At 67.5% G+C, this 17,969-nt stretch carries 21 protein-coding genes; 13 read left to right on the top strand and 8 right to left on the bottom strand.

Going from position 1 to position 17,969, the window contains the following annotated elements:
* Positions 1-28 precede the first annotated feature (28 nt).
* Genes VXJ37_RS01160 through paaA form a run of 6 tightly spaced genes read right to left on the bottom strand, consistent with a single transcriptional unit; the run spans position 29 to position 4,897 of the window.
* Entirely contained in the window at positions 29-817 is a 789-nt protein-coding gene (locus VXJ37_RS01160) for an enoyl-CoA hydratase/isomerase family protein (RefSeq protein WP_331321244.1), read from the bottom strand.
* A gap of 27 nt (positions 818-844) precedes the next feature.
* Positions 845-2,071 carry a 1,2-phenylacetyl-CoA epoxidase subunit PaaE gene (paaE, locus tag VXJ37_RS01155; RefSeq protein WP_331321243.1) on the bottom strand — a complete coding sequence of 409 codons (1,227 nt, stop codon included), beginning with the start codon at positions 2,069-2,071 and terminating at the stop codon, positions 845-847.
* Positions 2,072-2,080: 9 nt separating this feature from the next.
* The gene (gene paaD, locus VXJ37_RS01150) at positions 2,081-2,611 is read right to left on the bottom strand and encodes a 1,2-phenylacetyl-CoA epoxidase subunit PaaD (protein ID WP_331321242.1); all 531 of its coding nucleotides are present in this window, start codon (positions 2,609-2,611) and stop codon (positions 2,081-2,083) included.
* Positions 2,608-3,528 (bottom strand): 1,2-phenylacetyl-CoA epoxidase subunit PaaC, encoded by a 921-nt coding sequence (paaC, locus tag VXJ37_RS01145; protein ID WP_331321241.1) that lies wholly within the window; start codon positions 3,526-3,528, stop codon positions 2,608-2,610. The genes paaD and paaC overlap by 4 nt, the downstream gene beginning before the upstream one ends.
* Positions 3,525-3,905 carry a 1,2-phenylacetyl-CoA epoxidase subunit PaaB gene (gene paaB, locus VXJ37_RS01140; protein WP_331321240.1) on the bottom strand — a complete coding sequence of 127 codons (381 nt, stop codon included), beginning with the start codon at positions 3,903-3,905 and terminating at the stop codon, positions 3,525-3,527. Before paaB ends, paaC begins: the two co-directional genes overlap by 4 nt.
* The gene (gene paaA, locus VXJ37_RS01135) at positions 3,902-4,897 is read right to left on the bottom strand and encodes a 1,2-phenylacetyl-CoA epoxidase subunit PaaA (RefSeq protein ID WP_331321239.1); all 996 of its coding nucleotides are present in this window, start codon (positions 4,895-4,897) and stop codon (positions 3,902-3,904) included. The genes paaB and paaA overlap by 4 nt, the downstream gene beginning before the upstream one ends.
* 300 nt (positions 4,898-5,197) lie before the next feature.
* On the opposite strand from paaA, the gene VXJ37_RS01130 reads away from it, so the two are divergent.
* From VXJ37_RS01130 to VXJ37_RS01070, 13 genes are all read left to right on the top strand, one after another.
* On the top strand, positions 5,198-6,781 hold the full coding sequence (locus VXJ37_RS01130) for a S53 family peptidase (protein WP_331321238.1): 1,584 nt from the start codon (positions 5,198-5,200) through the stop codon (positions 6,779-6,781).
* A gap of 79 nt (positions 6,782-6,860) precedes the next feature.
* A complete protein-coding gene (locus tag VXJ37_RS01125; protein WP_331321237.1) occupies positions 6,861-7,622 on the top strand; it encodes a phosphatase PAP2 family protein in 762 nt (253 codons plus the stop codon).
* A gap of 9 nt (positions 7,623-7,631) precedes the next feature.
* Entirely contained in the window at positions 7,632-8,327 is a 696-nt protein-coding gene (locus VXJ37_RS01120; protein ID WP_331321236.1) for a DedA family protein, read from the top strand.
* 5 nt (positions 8,328-8,332) lie between these two features.
* Positions 8,333-9,004, top strand: a complete 672-nt coding sequence (locus VXJ37_RS01115) for a response regulator transcription factor (RefSeq protein WP_331321235.1) — start codon at positions 8,333-8,335, stop codon at positions 9,002-9,004.
* Positions 9,001-10,014, top strand: a complete 1,014-nt coding sequence (locus tag VXJ37_RS01110; protein ID WP_331321234.1) for a sensor histidine kinase — start codon at positions 9,001-9,003, stop codon at positions 10,012-10,014. The genes VXJ37_RS01115 and VXJ37_RS01110 overlap by 4 nt, the downstream gene beginning before the upstream one ends.
* A 170-nt stretch (positions 10,015-10,184) precedes the next feature.
* On the top strand, positions 10,185-11,000 hold the full coding sequence (locus VXJ37_RS01105; protein ID WP_331321233.1) for an alpha/beta fold hydrolase: 816 nt from the start codon (positions 10,185-10,187) through the stop codon (positions 10,998-11,000).
* 271 nt (positions 11,001-11,271) lie between these two features.
* Complete coding sequence (locus tag VXJ37_RS01100; protein ID WP_331321232.1) at positions 11,272-11,874, top strand: signal peptidase I; 603 nt, start codon at positions 11,272-11,274, stop codon at positions 11,872-11,874.
* Positions 11,875-11,922: 48 nt separating this feature from the next.
* Complete coding sequence (locus tag VXJ37_RS01095; protein WP_331321231.1) at positions 11,923-12,597, top strand: TasA family protein; 675 nt, start codon at positions 11,923-11,925, stop codon at positions 12,595-12,597.
* A gap of 5 nt (positions 12,598-12,602) precedes the next feature.
* Positions 12,603-13,202 (top strand): hypothetical protein, encoded by a 600-nt coding sequence (locus VXJ37_RS01090; protein ID WP_331321230.1) that lies wholly within the window; start codon positions 12,603-12,605, stop codon positions 13,200-13,202.
* A 39-nt stretch (positions 13,203-13,241) separates the two neighbouring features.
* Complete coding sequence (locus tag VXJ37_RS01085; protein WP_331321229.1) at positions 13,242-13,637, top strand: Hpt domain-containing protein; 396 nt, start codon at positions 13,242-13,244, stop codon at positions 13,635-13,637.
* A gap of 274 nt (positions 13,638-13,911) precedes the next feature.
* Complete coding sequence (locus VXJ37_RS01080) at positions 13,912-14,292, top strand: hypothetical protein (protein WP_331321228.1); 381 nt, start codon at positions 13,912-13,914, stop codon at positions 14,290-14,292.
* 218 nt (positions 14,293-14,510) lie between these two features.
* A complete protein-coding gene (locus tag VXJ37_RS01075) occupies positions 14,511-14,876 on the top strand; it encodes a DUF7793 family protein (RefSeq protein WP_331321227.1) in 366 nt (121 codons plus the stop codon).
* A gap of 66 nt (positions 14,877-14,942) precedes the next feature.
* The gene (locus tag VXJ37_RS01070) at positions 14,943-15,914 is read left to right on the top strand and encodes a type IV toxin-antitoxin system AbiEi family antitoxin domain-containing protein (protein WP_331321226.1); all 972 of its coding nucleotides are present in this window, start codon (positions 14,943-14,945) and stop codon (positions 15,912-15,914) included.
* A 139-nt stretch (positions 15,915-16,053) separates the two neighbouring features.
* Here VXJ37_RS01070 and VXJ37_RS01065 read toward each other — a convergent pair whose 3' ends face one another.
* Together VXJ37_RS01065 and VXJ37_RS01060 are read right to left on the bottom strand one after the other, a co-directional pair.
* Entirely contained in the window at positions 16,054-16,818 is a 765-nt protein-coding gene (locus VXJ37_RS01065; RefSeq protein WP_331321225.1) for an SDR family oxidoreductase, read from the bottom strand.
* A 207-nt stretch (positions 16,819-17,025) separates the two neighbouring features.
* Positions 17,026-17,916 (bottom strand): helix-turn-helix transcriptional regulator, encoded by an 891-nt coding sequence (locus VXJ37_RS01060; protein WP_331321224.1) that lies wholly within the window; start codon positions 17,914-17,916, stop codon positions 17,026-17,028.
* Between the last annotated feature and the right edge of the window lie 53 nt (positions 17,917-17,969).

Below are 17,969 nucleotides of genomic sequence, written 5' to 3'. Positions count from 1 at the left end.
GACTGGAGCGGTCCAGGTTTCGATGAGCTCAACCGACGTTTCCCGTGAACTTCGGCTCGCGCTTTTCCTGGAACGCCCGGAAGCCCTCCGCGTAGTCCTCTGTCTTGCAGAGGCGCGCCTGCTCGTCGTTTTCCTCCTGCATGGCCTGCCACAGGCCCAGGCGCTGGTCGCGGATGTGCGCCACCAGCTCCTTGGAGGCAACGAACGCGCCGGTCGCGCCGGCAGCCACCCGCGAGACGATGGCCCGCGTCGATTCGAGCAAAGACTCTGCAGGCATCGCCCGGCTGAACATCCCCTGCGCCACCGCCTCGGCGCCGGAGATCAGGTCTGCCGTGTAAATCAGGTCCAGCGTCCGGTGCATTCCCAGCCGCTCCGTGAAGTACCAGTGGCCGCCCGAATCCAGTGTGGCCCCCAGCTTGGCGAACGGCGAGCCGAACTTCGCGTTCTCCGCCACGTACACCACGTCCGTGGCGAGCAGGAGCCCCAGCCCCACGCCCAGGCAGGCGCCCTGGGCCGCGGCGAAGGTCGGCGCCGGGAATGCAGCCATCTTCTTCAGCAGCGGCTCCACCAGCCCGCCCAGGTACGCTGCGGCGTCGTCGTTCTCCGGCGTCACCCCTGCGATGTCCCGGCCCGCGCAGAAGGCCCGGCCCTCTCCCCTCAGCAGCAGCGCCCGCACCTCACCGCGTGAGGCGGCGGCAGCAGCGTCGTCGTACGCCTGTGCTAAATCCCGCAGCGCCTGCTCATCCAGCGAGTTCAGCTTGTGCGGGGCGTCCAGCACTACCTTGGCGATGCCGTTGCTGATGGAAAGGGAAATCATGGGGCTCCTTGCGTAAGAGGGAAAGACTTAGACGTCGAAGTCGACCGTGACTTCCTTGCTGGTCGGGTGGCTCTGGCAGGTCAGGACGTAGCCCTTGTCCAGCTCATCCTGCTCCAGCGCGTAGTTCTCGTCCATGGTCACGCTGCCGGTGACCACCTTGGCCCGGCAGGTGCCGCACACTCCCCCGGCGCACGCGAACGGCACGTCCGGGCGCACCCGCAGCGCCGCGTTCAGGATCGACTCGCGGGCGTGCGTGGGGCTGGCCACCTCACCCTGCAGGCCGTCCAGCTTGAACGTGATCTTGTACGTCTCCTTGGACTCGTCCACCACCACGGGACGGCCGGCATGCCCCTCCGGACGGTCCGGCTTGCCGGAGGTGAACAGCTCGAACCGGACGTTCTCCGGCTTCACCCCGCGCTCGGCCAGGGTGTCCCGGCACAGCTGCACCAGCTCGAACGGCCCGCACAGGAACCACTCATCCACATCGTCCGCGTGCAGGGCGGTGCCCAGCAGCTGCTGCAGCTTCTCCGAATCAATGCGCCCGGACAGTAGCGGCGCGATCCGTTGCTCGCGGCTCAGCACGTGGTGGATGGCCAGCCGCTGCGGGTACTTGTCCTTCAGGTCCGCAAGCTCCTCCAGGAACATCACGTCCATGGCGGCCTTGTTGGCGTAGATCAGGTCGAACCGGGTGTCCGGGTTGGCGGCCAGCAGCGTCCGGGCGATCGCGATCACCGGGGTGATGCCGGACCCCGCCGCGATGGCCACGAAGTTGCCCGCCTCCCCCGCGAGTTCCTCCGGGTGGTTCATGGAGTTCATGACGTTCTGCTCCACGGCCTGCCCGTCCCGCCCGTGCTTGGACACGAACGCGCCCATGGGGCTCATCACGTCCAGGGTGTCCCCGGCCTTCAGCTCGGCGTTGGCCCACGTGGAGAACAGCCCGCCCAGGTCCTTCTTGATGGCCACGCGGATCTCGCTGGTGCCGTCCGGGAAGCTGCGCGGCTCGGCGCAGATGGAGTAGCTGCGGCGGATTTCCTTCGGCTCGCCGTTCTCATCCGGCAGCGTGGTGCGGAGGGCCACGTACTGGCCGGGAAGGTAGTCGAACTTGCCGGCGAGCTCGGCCGGCACATGGAAGCTGACCTCGATGGCATCGTCGGTGAGCCGGCGCACCTCCTTCACCTCGAGGGTGTGGAAGGACGGACGACGGCGGCCGGTCACCTCAGCCTCTTCGGCGGCGGTCTGGCGGACAACAGGCATGGGGTTTCCTTACAGGACTTTGAAGTAGTCGAACGGTTCCTTGCAGTCCTGGCACACATAGAGCGCCTTGCAGGACGTGGAACCGAAGCGGGTGAGTTCCTTGGTGTTGAGGCTGTTGCACTGCGGGCACTTCACGGCCAGGCTCAGCCGGATGGGACCGGAGTGGCCGCCGGCTTTGGAGTGGCCGCTGGGCGGGGCGATGCCGTACTGCTGCAGCTTCTGCTTGCCGGCCTCGGTCATCCAGTCCGTGGTCCATGCCGGGGCCAGGACCAGGTCCACGTGCACGTCCCCATAGCCTTCCTTCTCGAAGGCCTTGTAGAGGTCGTCCCGGATGGCGTCCATGGCCGGGCAGCCCGAGTATGTGGGCGTGATGGTGACCGTAACGTGCTGGCCCGCGACGTCCACCTTCCGGAGGATGCCCAGGTCCGCGATGGTGAGCACCGGGATCTCCGGATCCACCACGGTGGCCGCGACGTCCCACGCCTGCTGCTCCGGGGTGCGGGTCCGGGACTCGAAATCCGAGATGTACACGGCAGTCACCAGCTGGCGCCGGGATGCTCGCGGGCCAGCACCTGCATCTCCGCGAGGATGTAGCCCAGGTACTCCGAGTGCTTGCCCTGCCGGCCGCCGCCCGGTGCTGCGGGCACGTCCGGGACCTCCAGTTCGGCCTCTTTGAGGACGTCTGCGACCAGGCGGTCAAAGTCTTCCCGCAGGCTGGAAGGCGCGACGGCGGCACCCGCCTCAGCGAGGCGCTGCGTCAGGTCATCGTCCTGGAACAGTTCGTTGACGTACGGCCACATGGTGCGCAGGCCGTGGATCATCCTGGTGCGCGATTCCTCGGTGCCGCCGGCCAGGCGCAGGATCCACTGGACGCTGTGGTCGCGGTGGTAGTCCACTTCCTTCACGGCCTTGGCGGCGATGGCGGCCAGGGTGGCGTCCGTGGACCCGGTGAGGCGGCGGTAGAGCTCGTACTGGTAGTAGCTCACCACGAACTGGCGGGCGATGGTGGCCGCGAAGTCCCCGTTGGGCTGTTCGAACAGCTGGACACTGCGGAACTCGTGCTCCCGGCGGAAGTAGGCCAGGTCATCTTCGGATTTGGCCGTGCCGTCCTGGTTGGGCATGCCGGCACCGGCGTAGGTGAGGAAGCTGCGGGCGTGGCCCAGTTGGTCCAGGGCAATGTTGCCCAGGGCGATGTCCTCCTCCAGCTCCGGGGCACGGGAGATCCAGTGGCCCAGGCGCTGCGCGAGGATGAGGGCGTCGTCACCGAGCCGCAGGGCGTACTCTGCGACGTCCTCTGACGGCTTGGCCAGGCCGGTCCGGACCTCGAGGGCGATGTCCTCCGGGCGGAGGGCGTTGCCCGGGGTGATGCGGGTGGCGCTGGCGTTGGAGTCGCCGCCGGCCACGCCGGTGGAGATGTCGCCGTGGCCTGTTGTTTCCGTTGCTTCGGGGGTGCTCACAGGTGCTTCACTCCCTCGCTCTTGGTGTAGTACGTGGCGTGCCGGTAGTCCTTGCCCTGCGGGCTCTCGAAGAAGGAGCCCTTGGAGTCGGGGTCGCTGGCGGCGATGGCGTCCGCCGGGACTACCCAGATGGAGACGCCCTCGTTGCGGCGGGTGTAGAGGTCGCGCGCGTTGCGGAGGGCCATGGCGGCGTCCGGGGCGTGCAGGCTGCCCGCGTGGACGTGGCTCAGGCCGCGGCTGGACCGGACGAAGACCTCCCAGAGGCCCCAAGCGCTCCTGTCATGGTGCTGTTCGGGTGCCGGGGAAGCCTTCGGGGCTTCGCGGTTGATCTCGGTGGCCGAGCTGGCCGGGGTTTCCGGGTTGCCGTGCGGGCTCATGCTGCGTATTCCTTCTGCTGCTTTGCTGACTGTTTTGCTGCGTAAGCCGCCGCTGCCTCGCGGACCCAGGCGCCGTCGTCGTGCGCCGCCCTCCGGCGCTCCAGGCGCTGGGCGTTGCAGGGACCGCGGCCGGCCAGGACTTCCTGGAACTCGTGCCAGTCCAGGGGGCCGTGCTCCCACTTCTTGGTGTCCTCGTTGAAGCGGACCTGGTCATCGGGGAGGGTGAGGCCCAGGACCCGGACCTGCTCCACCATCATGCCCACGAAGCGGCTGCGGAGCTCGTCATTGCTGAACCGCTTGATGTTCCAGGCCATGGACTGCTTGGAGTTGGGGGAATCGTCATCCGGCGGCCCGAACATCATCAGGGCCGGGGCGTACCAGCGGTTCACGGCGTCCTGGGCCATCTGCTTCTGCTCGGGGGTGCCGTTGGAGAGCTCCAGCAGGATCTCGAAGCCCTGGCGCTGGTGGAAGGACTCTTCCTTGCAGATGCGGACCATGGCCCGGCCGTAGGGGCCGTACGACGCGCGGCACAGCGGGACCTGGTTGCAGATGGCCGCGCCGTCCACCAGCCAGCCGATGGCGCCCATGTCCGCCCAGGTCAGCGCCGGGTAGTTGAAGATGCTGGAGTAGCGGGCCTTGCCGGCGATGAGGTCGTCCATCATCTTGTCCCGGGACTGGCCCAGGGTTTCGGCGGCGGAGTAGAGGTAGAGCCCGTGGCCGGCCTCGTCCTGGACCTTGGCCATGAGGATGGCCTTGCGCTTCAGGCTGGGCGCGCGGGAGATCCAGTTGGCCTCCGGCTGCATGCCGATGATCTCCGAGTGTGCGTGCTGGGAGACCTGGCGCAGGAGGGTCTTGCGGTAGGCGGCGGGCATCCAGTCGCGGGGCTCGATCCGTGAGTCCTCGGCGATGATCCGGTCGAAGTGGGCCTGGCCTGCCGCATCCTCTTCCGGGGTTAGCTCAGCCGGCACTGACTGCAAGTTCTGCGCTGCCATGGTTGCTCCTATGCAAAGACCTGATGGGCGGCTCGGAATTATTTACCGACCGTTCGTTCAGGATATGTTGGCGCGCCGGACCTCGTCAAGCTTGCCGCCCACACCCCTTCCGACGCGCAAATCGGTTTTCGACGCAGGTGCTCCCCTACGCACCCCATATAACGGGCGCGGCAAGGAAAGTGAGCGTCGGAAGGGAATGTGCGCGTCGCCAGCCACACGGCGGGCAAGCAATGTCCCCTGTTCATTGTCAGTCCTCCGGAGCACAATGGGCCTTCCCAGCACCAGGAACGGAGCCGTCCCATGTCCGAGCACCCCAACGCCACCCCTGAGCAGGCCGAACGCAGCGTCCCCCTCCCCGGCTCAGACCGTCCCACCGCGGCAAGGATCCAGTCTGTCCTGGGCCCCGCCGATCCCTCGCACCGGATCCAGGTCACCGTGATCCTGCGCCGCCGGGAGCCGCTGTCAGAGCCCCCCACCCAATTCCTGACCCGCGAAGAACTGGCGGCGCAGCATGGCGCCTCCGACCAGGACCTGCGTCTTGCCACCGACACTTTCACACGGCTCGGGGCCGAAATCGTCGACGCCGACGCCGCCTCCCGACGCATCCGGCTCGCCGGGACGGTGGAGCAGCTGAGCCGGATCTTCGGCACGTCCCTGGAGGAAGTCACCAGCAGCGGTCCCCACGGCCACGATGTCACCCACCGGCACAGGACCGGCGGACTGCAGGTCCCTGCAGAGCTGGACGGAGTGGTCACGGCAGTCCTGGGCCTTGATGACCGCCCCCAGGCCCGCACCCAGTTCAGGCTGATCCCGCTGGCTGCAGCCCCTACCAGCTACACGCCACCCGAGCTTGCCCGCATCTACAAATTCCCCGCCGGGACTGACGGCACTGGGCAGGGCATTGCCATCATCGAACTCGGCGGTGGCTTCGCCCAGGCCGACCTCGACGCCTATTTCTCTGGACTTGGGATCGCCGGACCCACAGTCCGGGCCGTGGGGGTTGACGGCGGCGCGAACCACCCCGGACAGGACCCGCAGGGAGCGGACGGCGAAGTGCTCCTCGACATCGAAGTGGTGGGCGCGCTGGCGCCACGGGCGGACATTGCCGTCTACTTCGCGCCCAACACCGACGCCGGCTTCCTCGACGCCGTCATCAACGCCTCCCACGCAACCCCGGCACCCGCGTCGATCAGCATCAGCTGGGGCCAGAATGAGGACGAATGGACCGCCCAGGCCCGGACTGCATTCGATCAGGCCCTGGCCGACGCATCGGCGCTCGGCGTGACCGTCACGGCAGCAGCAGGAGATAACGGCAGCGCAGACGGCGCCACGGATGGCAAGGACCACGCCGATTTCCCTGCCTCCAGCCCCCACGCCCTGGCCTGCGGCGGAACGCGCCTTGATGCGGACCCCGCCACGGGAACAATTGCATCCGAAACCGTCTGGAATGACGGACCGCATTCCTCCACCGGAGGCGGCTACAGCGACACCTTTCCGGCCCCCACCTGGCAGTCCGGCAAGTTGTCCCACACCGGCGGCCACAAGCCAGTCCACGGAAAGGGCCGCGGCGTGCCGGACGTCAGCGGCGTGGCGGATCCCCAGACCGGCTACAAGGTACGGGTTGACGGCAAAGACATGGTCATCGGAGGCACCAGCGCCGTCGCACCGCTCTGGGCGGCACTCATCGCCCTCATGACCCAGTCCACGGGGCGCCCTTTCGGACAAATCCAGCCACTTCTCTACAGCAACAAGGCGGCCTTCCGGGACATCACCCAGGGAAACAACGGTACGTATAAGGCCGCTCCCGGCTGGGACCCGTGTACCGGCCTGGGCAGCCCGGACGGAACGGCACTCCTCCAAGCGCTCAACGGACGAAATTCTTAAGCCTTTCTTAAAGCCCGGCGGGGAGAGTGGAAGTACGGGCCGAACAGCGGCCCCATGCCACGCCTCCCCAAAGGAAGAAATGCACGGATCAGCCCATGATGACCGCCTGAAGCAGTACACAGCACCCGCGGCTCCCCCGGCCGCCGGCACCCAGTTCAGGGCACTCCCCCAGCCCCGACACTGGCTGCCGCTGGGCATTTTGCTGTGTGCCGCCGTCGTGGCGCTGGGCCTGACCGTGCAACTGGTCCCCGGCGACGCGGCCGCAGAGCTGGGTGTTGACCAAAACCTCAGCCTGCACCACGTTGCCGCACTGACCGCCGTGGCCATGGGGATCAACCTGCTGTTCGGCCCGGTAGTGGGCCTGGCCCTCATCGCCGCCGCAGCCCTGGCCATCTGGCTGTTCCGGCGCGACCTGGTGACCGCCGTGGCGTTCGGGCTCACCGCGTGCTCGGGCTGGGTGGCGAGCGAGGCCTTCAAGCTCCTGTTCGCCCGGCAGCGGCCAAACCCCGCGCTGCTGTTCGACCCCCTGGCCCCGGAAACAGGCTCCAACAGTTTCCCCAGCGGCCACGTCAGCTTCGCGGTAGCCCTGGCCTTCGCACTGTACTTCCTGGCCCGCGGCACCCGCTGGGCCAAGCCTGTCGTGGTGGCGGCCGCCCTCATCGCGCTGATCGTCGCATGGTCCCGGCTGTACGTGGGGGTCCACTACCCCACCGACGTGACGGCGTCCTTCTTCGCCGCCAGCGCTGCCGCCATCCTGCTCGCCGGGCTCTGGAACCGGTTCGCGCCCGCGCTGGTGGAACGCGTTCCCGCCAGGATCCTCCGCCCCTCCCGCCGGGCGTAAGGAGCAGTCATGCACACCCTTCTGATGTCCCTGGCACCGGCCGCCGGTCCGCCGTCGCTGCTTGACCCCGCAGGCCTGCTGGAGGGCTTTGGCCCGGCCGCACTGGGGGTCATCGCCGCGATGGTGTTCATCGAATCCGGTGTCCTGTTCCCCTTCCTGCCCGGCGACTCCCTCCTCTTCACCGCCGGCCTCCTGCACCAGCAGCTGAACCTGGCGCTCCCCCTGCTGATTGGCGTCATCACCGCGGCTGCGATCGGCGGCGACCAGGTGGGGTACCTGCTGGGGCGCAAGTTCGGCCGCCGCTGGTTCAAGGACGATGCCCGCATCCTCAAAACCTCCCACCTGACCGTCACGGAGGAATTCTTCCGCCGCCACGGGGGCGCCGCCGTCATCCTGGCCCGTTTCGTGCCCATGGTACGGACCTTCGCGCCCGTCACCGCCGGCATAGCCCGCTACGAATACAAGGCGTTCACGCTCTGGAACATGGTGGGGGCTTTGGCGTGGGCGACGTCGGTGACCCTCCTGGGCACCTGGCTGGGACACTACGAGATCATCGCCAGGAACATCGACGTGATTGCCGTGGTGATGGTCCTGGTCTCCGTGGTGCCGTGGATCGTGGAGTATCTGAAGCGCCGGCGGAAGAACCGGCTGGCGGCCGCGGAACAGCCCGTGGACGAAGGTGTTGAGGCGCCTGCGGAAGAATAGGTGGCATGACGACAGGTGAGGGGCTGGCCCTGCTGCTGGTGGAGGACGATCCGGTCCTGGGCCCGCTGATTGCCGAGCTGCTGGAGCCCGATTTCACGGTGCGGCTCGCGGCTAACGGGCAGGAGGGCCTGCACCTTGGGCTGACGCAGCCGTGGGACGCGATGGTGATCGACCGAGGCCTGCCCGTCATGGACGGCATCAGCGTCATCACCGCCCTGCGGGCCAAGGGCATCGGCACCCCCATCCTGATCCTCACCGCGCTGGGCGACACCGCAGAAAAAGTCCGCGGCCTGGATGCCGGTGCCAATGACTACCTGGCTAAACCGTTCGACGGCGGCGAGCTGGCTGCGCGCCTGCGCGCACTGACGCGAACCTATGGGCCGCCCGCGGGGACGGTGGGCATCGGCACCTGGGAATTCCACCCGGCGTCGCGCGCTGTCCGTTCCCTGTACGGCGCCACCGTCACGCTGACCGCAAAGGAAACCGAACTGCTGGCCGCGCTGGCGTCGGAGCCGGACCGGGTGTTCACCAGGGACGAACTGCTCGTCGCGCACTTTCAGGAGACGGACCAGCCCGGCGTGATCGACACCTACGTCCACCACCTGCGCCGCAAGATCGACAGGAGCGTCATCCGCACCGTCCACGGCGTTGGCTACCAGATCGGCGACCCCTCATGACTGCTTCCGGACCAGGCACCTCCCCTGCTGCCGCCGGCGACCCGGACCGGGAAATCCTGCGCCGCGCCTCGCTGAAGGTGGCACTGCGGATCAGCGCCGGCGTGGCTGCACTGGTACTGATCCTCCTCGCCGCCGCCACCGCCTTCCTGATGTACAAACTCGCCCACCCGGTCCCGCCCGGGGCCACCGAGTCCGGAAAACCGTACACCTACCTCGACTCGCGGGACCTGATCGAGGGGATGATCCTTGCCGGCCTTGGCGGCGTGGTGCTGGCCGGGCTGGTGGGGTGGCTCAGCGCGCGCAGCGCCATCCGGCCCCTGGGGGAAGCGCTGGCCCGGCAACGGCGGTTCGTCCAGGACGCCAGCCACGAACTGCGCACCCCCCTTGCCATCCTCGACACCCGCATCCAGCTGGCCCAGCGCAAAGCCGAACCGGGATCCGAACCGGCGCAGGCCCTGGCGAAGATCCGCGAGGACGCGTCCACGCTGACCGGAATCGTCAACGAGCTGCTCCTGGCGGCGACCGCGTCGGCGGGAGTGCCGGACCTGGAGCCGGTGGACGTCGCCCAGGCTGCCGGGTCCGTGGCGGGGAGCCTACAGGACCTTGCCCGCCAACAGGGCGTCCAAGTCGCGTTCGACGGCGGCGGCCCGGCTTTGGTGCGGATCGATCCCAGTTCGTTGCGGCGGGCGGTGCTGGCCCTGGCGGACAACGCGCTGGGGCATACGCCCCCGGGAGGGAGCATCACCATCACCGCCCTTACCGAGGGCTCCCGGGCGGTCATCAGGGTTTCCGACACCGGATCCGGGATCACCGGCGTAGACCCGGACCGGATCTTCGACCGCTTTGTCCGGGCCGGCGGGACGGGCGAGGCGCAGGGCCGGCGGAGCTTCGGGATCGGCCTGGCCCTGGTCCGCGAGATCGCGTCCGCGGCCGGCGGCACCGTGAGAGTGGTCCACACCGGGCCGGACGGAAGCACCATGGAGCTCGCGTTGCCCCTGGCCCGGGACTGACCGCCTCTGTTTGGTGCGGACAGGGACGCCTCCTGCACCGTTTTGCCGACACGTTCCACCTGGCGGCCTGACACGGTTTTCCACACCCCTGACCCGAAAACCCTTGACTCGGCACGCATGACCCGGGAAGCTGGGCTGCGCCTTGACCCACCGTTGAATGGAGCGCCGCCATGACCAAAACCCAGGAAACGGGCACCGTGACCACCGTGCTGTCGCCCGACGGCACCTCCCTCAGCGTCGAGCGGATAGGTACCGGACCCAGCCTGGTCCTGGTGGACGGAGCCTTCTGCGGCCGGAACTTCGGGCCTGCACGTGCCCTGGCGAATGAACTGAAGGACGCCTTCACGGTCTATTTTTACGACCGCCGCGGACGCGGTGGCAGCAGCGAAACTCTGCCCTACGCCACCGAACGCGAGATCGAGGATCTCCAAGCCGTGCTGAATGAGGCCGGCTCCAGCCCCTACGTTTACGGGATCTCCTCCGGCGCCGCCCTGGCCCTCGAGGCCGCCGCCGCGGGAGTTCCCATGCGGCGGCTGGCCACCTACGAGGTGCCCTACACCGGCGTCCAGGGCGCGGACGGCACACCGGGAAGCCACCGGGAGCACCTGGAGGCCCTTCTCAGGGAAGGCAAGCGAGGCGGCGCGGTGTCCTATTTCCTGGTCAAAATGGTCGGCGCGCCGCCCTTCCTCCCTTACCTCCTGCGCCTCATGCCCGGAGTGTGGAAGAAGCAGGTGGCGGCAGCGAACACCCTGCCGTACGAAACCCGGGTGACCAACAACTTCACGGCCCCGCTGGAGAGGCTCCGCACCATTACCGTGCCCACCCTCGTCATGGTGGGCGAAAAAGCCGCCGCCCCTATGGTCGAAGGGCAAAAGGCGATCGCCGGAGCCATAGCGGGCAGCGAATACCGCGTCCTCGACGGCCAAACCCACCAGGTCTCCGCCGCCGCCATAGCCACCCAGCTCAGGGGTTTCCTCACCGCCTGAACCGGCCCCACGCCGTCGGCCTTCCCTGAGGGGAGGTTGACGAGGCAGCTTTGCTCTCTTTTGGAGAGTTTGGGCTGCCGGCCTCGGAGTTTGCCGGTGGCTTTCCAGTCACCTCACTTTTCAGCATTCCTCAAGTTTCGCTCAAGCTTTCCGTGAGGTCTTGACTAATTCTTGTCGTGAGAAGCGGGCTTCTCTTGAGATTGGTCCGGCACTGTGGGCGTTGTTCCTGCTGCAGGGTCTCAAACGAAACGGCAACGTCATGGACGCTCCATTGAACTCAAGCACGGGTCCCCGCCGGGGGGCGGTGGCCCGTCGATCTCTCTCCGCACTGCGTGTGCTGGGCACGGTCACCGCCGCTGCCGCAACTCTGGTGTTCCTGGCTGTCGGCGTCGTGGCTCCGCTGCTCCACGTTGGCTTCTCCCCGGTGCTGACCGGCAGCATGCGCCCGGCTTATGCCCCCGGCGACCTCCTCATCACGGTCCCCGCGGATGTGTCCAGCCTGCAGCCGGGCCAGATCCCCGTTTTCACTCCGCCGGGTGAATCCGTCCCGTTCGCCCACCGGATCACTTCAATTGCCGGCACTCCGGACCATCCGGCGCTCACGACCAAGGGCGATGCCAATCCGGCCCCCGATAGCTGGCGGGCGGTCCTGAACCAGGCCCAAGTACCCGTGGTTGTCCTCACGGTCCCCTCGCTCGGCATCCCTCTGCTCTGGATCCAGAACCCGTTCCAGCGGGCTCTGCTCACCGGTGTGTTCGGCCTGAGCATTACCGGATCCGCCGTCCTATGGATCCTTCGCAGCGCCTCGGCTTCCACCGGACGCCGTGCAGTATCAGGCGCTTCCGGGCGCCGCAGCGCCGCCGCCACCAACTAGAACCACCCCTCACCGCTCATGTACTACTACCTTCGTAAAGGATCCGTCATGTCTGCAATCACTTCCCGCCGCGCCGCCCGTCCCGTCCGCCGCCCGGCCCCGGCACTGTTAGCCGCGGGCGCCGTCGCCGCTGCCGGTCTGGCGATCACCGGCGCCGGCGTATTCGCTGCATTGAACGCCACCGCAACCAATACAACTGCCCAGGCCGCCACCTCAGGAGTCCTGAGCCTGCAGATGAGCCCTAACGGTGCCGGCTTCACCCAGGCCGTCTCCAACCTCGCCCCGGGCGACACCGTCAACCGTTACGTCACCTTGACCCAAGGCGCGGACCTGGACGGGAAGGCCCTGACCCTGGCCGTCACCGACGCGACCCCGACGCTCCTCACCACCAGTGCCACAAAGGGCCTGAAGGTCACTGTCACCCAGTGCTCCGTTGCTTGGACGGTCAGCAGCGGAACCTGCGGAAGCGGGGGCACCTCCACCGTCCTGGGCACCGCTGGCACGGCGCTCAGCGCCATCCCCACCGCAACTCCGGAACAGCTGGTTGCTGGCGCTGTAGCGGCCGGTTCCACCCTGAACCTGCAAATCTCCCTGGCCCTGCCGGACCAGACGGAGACCACGGTCAACGGCAGTGCCCCCACCGGTACGATCCAGGGTCTGGCCTCGGCACTGACCTGGACCTTCAGCGAAACCCAGCGCACCGCCACCACCACCGGAAGCTAATCCGGGTGAACGTGCTCTCTTACACCGGCAGGGCCGCCGTCGCCATCGCGGCCGCAGCCCTGCCGGTGTGCACGTTCACGGCCGCCCACGCCGCCACTACTGCCACCGCCCCGTCGGCGTCCCAGTCCGTGGGCAGCGGCTCCTGGGGAGCCGTCGCAACACTGAGCACCGCCGCCCCGTACGGCACCGGCGCGCTGAAACTCACGTTCACGAACCAAGGCACGCCCGGGCAGCCCACGTTCGCACCCCAGTTCTTCACCGTCGGGAACACAGGCACCCTGCCCATCACCCAAGCCACGTACACCGGCACAGCGGTCGCCCCATCCACCGTGCAGTACATCGTCGAATCCTGCAGCACCACATGGAATGAATCCACCGGCGCATGCACCAGCGGAACGACGACACAAGTCCTGGCAACACCTGCTGGATCCTCCACCGTCTCAGTGACTTCCGCAACCGTCCCGACAAAGCCCGGCGCCAACCTCCGGCTCCGCGCAAGACTCGCCAGCACAGGCAGCGTCCCCAATAACTCCACAACTACGCTGACCGTAGGCATCGCGGTCGACCGCACCCAAGTCCGGACCGCGACGACCACCAGCGGGTGACCGGCGATGAACCGGACAACCCCATAAAAGGCTCGAATCATGAAAGAACACATGGCAATCCACGCCGGCGGACAGGTCTTTGACACCGCCGCCCTTACCAACCTCGCCGAGCAGCTGCAAAGCGTCACCGCCGCCAGAAACTATGCCGAGGCATTCGTGGACCTGCTCCCGGAACGGTACGAACACATCCTCGACGCCCTCGGCAACGACGACATCCCCGCGTCCCTGAACGCCGTCTTGAGCCTCAAGGCCAATGCACACATGGTCGGATCCCTCGCCATGGAACAGACATGCCAGACCCTTTACAGATACGTCCGCGCCGGCGATACCTCAGCCGCAGCACAATATGCGCCGTTACTGTCAGCGGACATCCACGCCGCTACAGAAGCCATTGCGGAATTCCTCAACGCAGTTCCCCGCTGGCACGACAAATAGCGCCATCAAAAGGCCGCCGATCACCGCCGAAAGCCACACTTCTTTGCGATTGTGGCTTCAATCTCGGGCGTCACCCGGACCAGTTGACAATCTGGGCATTTTCATGCTACGCCGAAATTGTCCTTGGGTAACAGTCCGAAACCCGACCGACGGGCGGCCCTGCAACGGCGCCCGATTCCGCAGGCACGGAGCCGCGTTCCGCCCGACGGGCGGCACCCCGGCAGGCTCCGAATTGCACCTTAGGGACGTGGAGTTCGTTCGGAAAGGCACGACCATGAACGACAACGGCACCATTGAAAACACCCCGAACGCCGCCGGTCCGGAACACACGCCCGAGGAATCCGACCTGCGCGGGCGGTACGTCAAAGGCAACTTTGGCAAAGCAGGGGCACAGCGCGGCCGCCATGCGGAGGACGAGGAAGGCCAGTACATCGCCGGCAACTACGGCGGGGCCGGCAGTGAAGGCGGACTGCCCGAACCCCTGGGCGACAAGACCGTAGGATCCGGACGGTACGTCAAGGCCGACTACGGCGAAGCAGGTGAAACCACAGGCCGGACAGCCCAGTCCGAAACCGGGCGGTACCCCAAAGGTGATTACGGCAAGACCGGCACCGTGGATCCCACGCGCAAGCCAGGCACCGGTGCTGGGCGCTAGGCCCGCACGCACGGTGGCGGCCTCACTGAGGTGGGCCGCCACCGTGCGTGCTTTTGCGCGCGGAATCGCGGGGCGTTGGCGAAGCGCTTGTGCACCCTGGACGCGCACCCTCCCCGCGCGGCCCAAATCCGCGCAGCGAAATGGAACCTGCGCAGCGGAAAGAAGAATGCGCGTCGTGCTTTTGGCGTGTTCCGGGAAACGGAAGCAAAGTAGGAGTCATGGAAGACGTCACCGGGACCATCGAGCTTTCCGGGGAGATGCTGCACCTGAAGTGGGCGCCCGGGGACGTGGTGACGGAGCACGATGCGGTGGCGCTGATGGAGCGCGCCAGGGCCCTTAGCGGTGGGCGGCCCCTTCCGCTGCTGGTGGAAATGACCGGTTTGGCGTGGGTCGACCAGGGGGCGTTCACCGCGTTCGCCGGTTACTGGCCGCTGACGCGAACGGCCGTGGTGGGCACGTCGCCCGTGGACCAGACGCTCGCCGATTTCTACAGGGGACGGCACAAGCCGATGCATCCCACCCGGTTCTTTACGTCCGTGGACGAGGCGACGGCGTGGCTGATGGAGGATCCGGCGGTCCCGTAGGCGGGGTTTTCCACATAGGAGTGGTCGCCTCTTCAGGTGCCGGAACGCCGGGGGCACCGTGGATGCATGGCCGACCTTCCGCCGCTTTTGTTGTCCCGCGAGCGTCTGCTGCATGGGTTGAGTGCCAACGATCTCGCCAAGCGGGTGCGGGCAGGTGCGTTGGTGCGCGTCCGGCACGGTGTTTACATCGACGGGCCCACGTGGCGGGAGCTGAAGCCATGGGAGCAGTACCGTATCGGCGTGCAGGCGGCTGCGGAAACGTTCGAAAAACCGGTCATCTTCGCCCGGCATTCCTCAGCGAGCGTGTGGGGAATCCCCACTGTTGGAAGCCACCCAGTGCGGGCCCTGACATTGAAGAACGACGGCGGCCGCTCGCGTGCCGGGGTCAGCCGCCACTTCGCGGCGCGGGCCGGCTTGAATGTGGTCAGGTTGGAGGGGCTCCTTGTCACGGACCGCGTCCGGACCGTTTTGGACCTGGTGGCCTTCAGCCCGTTCACCGAGGCGGTGGTGCCGCTGGATCATGTGCTGCGGCCCGACCCGCATCGGCAGTTGCCGGCGCTCACCAAAGCTGAGCTGGAGGCCGGGATCGGCGCCCTGTACTCGGCTGCTGCTGCGCAGCGGATCCGGGCAGCAATCGCCTTTGCCGATCCCGCTTCGGGCTCGCCCGGAGAGTCGTGGAGCAGGGCCCTGATCCATGTGGCGGGGTTCGAAGCCCCAGTCCTTCAGCAACCCTTTACCGATTCCAGGGGGCTGGTGGGCTACACAGACTTCTATTGGAAGGAGTCCAGGGTGGTGGGCGAATTCGATGGCGAGGAGAAGTATGTGAAGCCCGAGTTCCGCGGCGGTAGGACCGCTTCGCAGGTGGTTGTGGAGGAGAAGAAGCGCGAGAACCGGATCCGCGCTATGGGAATCAACGTGGTGCGGTGGGACTGGGCTGAACTCACGGCGCCGGGGACCCTGGAACGGAAGCTGACAGCGGCAGGGGTGGCCCGGCGTCGTACGCGTTCTGCCGTCCTCGACGCGCAAAACCGCCTGTGACGCGCATGGTCCCTCTCGCGGCCGAGATACCAGTAGCGGCAGGGAATGTGCGCCGCGACAATGAATTAGCGCAGCGCGGATCCCAGTCCTTCGATGGGTGGCACGGTTCCTGAAGCCTAACTGGCCCGGGTTCCGGGAGTTACGGCCAGCCCTTTTCGAGCAGCGGCGTGACCGTGACTTCGTTGAGGACCATCTCCCGCGGCGACTGCGCTATCCAGGCAATCAGGTCCGCCACGTGGCCCGGTGGCAGCGACTCGTTGGCCGGTGCGGCGGCTGCGGTCTCCTGGTCCCGGTCATCAGGAGTCCATGCTCCCCACTGCGTGTCCATTGCTCCCGGGTAGAGCAGGCAGGCCCGGATGCCATGGTCCTTGCCCTCGGCTGTCAGCGACTGGGTCAAGCCGGTCAGCGCGAACTTGGAGGCGCAGTATGCTCCGGCGTTGGCCCAGCCGCGGCGCCCGGCCACCGACCCGATATTGATGATGGTTCCCCCGCCGGCCCGGCGCATACCGGGAAACACCGCCTTGGCCAGGAGGAAGACCGCCCGGAGGTTGACGTTCATGACCCTGTCCCATCCGGCGGCGTCGATGTCCTCGACCGAACCGGGAACATCGGTTCCGGCGGCGTTCACCAGGATGGTGACCGGTCCAAGATCCTCCTGGACCTCATCCACCGCGCGCGCCACTTCGGGCGCGTCGGCCAGGTCAAGTGGCAGGGCCACTGCACGAACGCCGTCACCTGAAGCATTGATCTCGGAGACAGTGGCCTGCAGGTCATCAGCCGACCGGGCAATGACCGCGACGTCGGCGCCTGCCCCGGCCAGCGCCAGTGCCGCTGCCTTGCCAAGTCCGCTGCTGCCTCCGGTAACCAGTGCCACCTGCCCGCGTAAGGGCTTGTTGTTTGCCATGCCATCTCCCCGAGCTCACACGCCGCCGGAAGGGCGGCCTGTTGTGGCTCCATGGTAAGCAGGGCACCCTACCGTTGGCCCGGCGTCGTACGCGTTTGCCATCCTCGACGCGCAAAACCGCCTGTGACGCGCAGACTCCGTCTCGCGGCCGAGATACCCGCAGCGGCAGGGAATGTGCGCCGCGAAAATGAGTTCGCGCAGCGCCGGTCAGCCCTCCCGGGCGGGTACCTCTGCGGCCGTCTGCCCGGTTTCACGCTGCGTGGCCGCCCAACTGGCCAGCATCTTCAGCGCATCCCCGGACGGCGTGCCCGGCTCGGCGGTGTAGATGTTGATCCGCAGGCCCGGGTCCGCGGCGAGCTCCAGCGCCTCGTAGGTCAGGTCCAGGTCCCCCACCACCGGATGGTGCAGCCGTTTCCGGCCGGTGCGGTGGTACTTCACGTCGTGCCGGGCCCATCGGACGCGGAACTCCTCGCTGCGGGTGGACAGCTCACCCACCAGGTCGGAGAGGTCCTTGTCGAACGGGTTCCTCCCGGCGGTGGAGCGCAGGACCGCCACAATGTCATCCGCGCTGCGCTCCCAGTCCCGGAAGAACTCCCGCGCCTTGGGATTCAGGAACGTGAACCGCGCGCTGTTGGGCGGCGTGACGGGCTCGGCCATCATGTCCTGGTACAGCGCCCGGCCCAGCTCGTTGGCGGCCAGCACGTCACCGCGGTCGTTGCGGACCCAGGCCGGCGCCGTCGTAATCGCATCGATGACCCGCTGCACGCTGGGGCGGACTGTCAAGGGGCTCCGCTTCCGGCGCACGCGCGGTGCAGCCGTGGCCGCGCGGGCCAGGTCGAAAAGGTGGGCCGTCTCGGCGTCGTCCAGCTGCAGGGCCCGGGCCAGCGCCTCCAGGACGCTGTCCGACGCGGCGGACAGGTTCCCCCGCTCCAGCCGGATGTAGTAGTCGATGCTCAGGCCCGCGAGCATGGCCACTTCCTCGCGCCGAAGCCCGGCCACCCGCCGGTTGCCGCCGTAAACAGGCAGCCCGGCGTCCTCGGGCGTGAGCCGGGCGCGGCGGGAGGTAAGGAACTTCCGCACGTCGTCACTGTTGGTCATGCCTCCACGCTACGCCGCCGCCACCCAGCGGAGGAGGCACTGGCAGTACCCGG

Source organism: Pseudarthrobacter phenanthrenivorans (genome assembly GCF_036455295.1).
GTDB lineage: Bacteria > Actinomycetota > Actinomycetes > Actinomycetales > Micrococcaceae > Arthrobacter > Arthrobacter phenanthrenivorans_C.
This window is presented reverse-complemented; position numbering and strand designations above follow the sequence as displayed.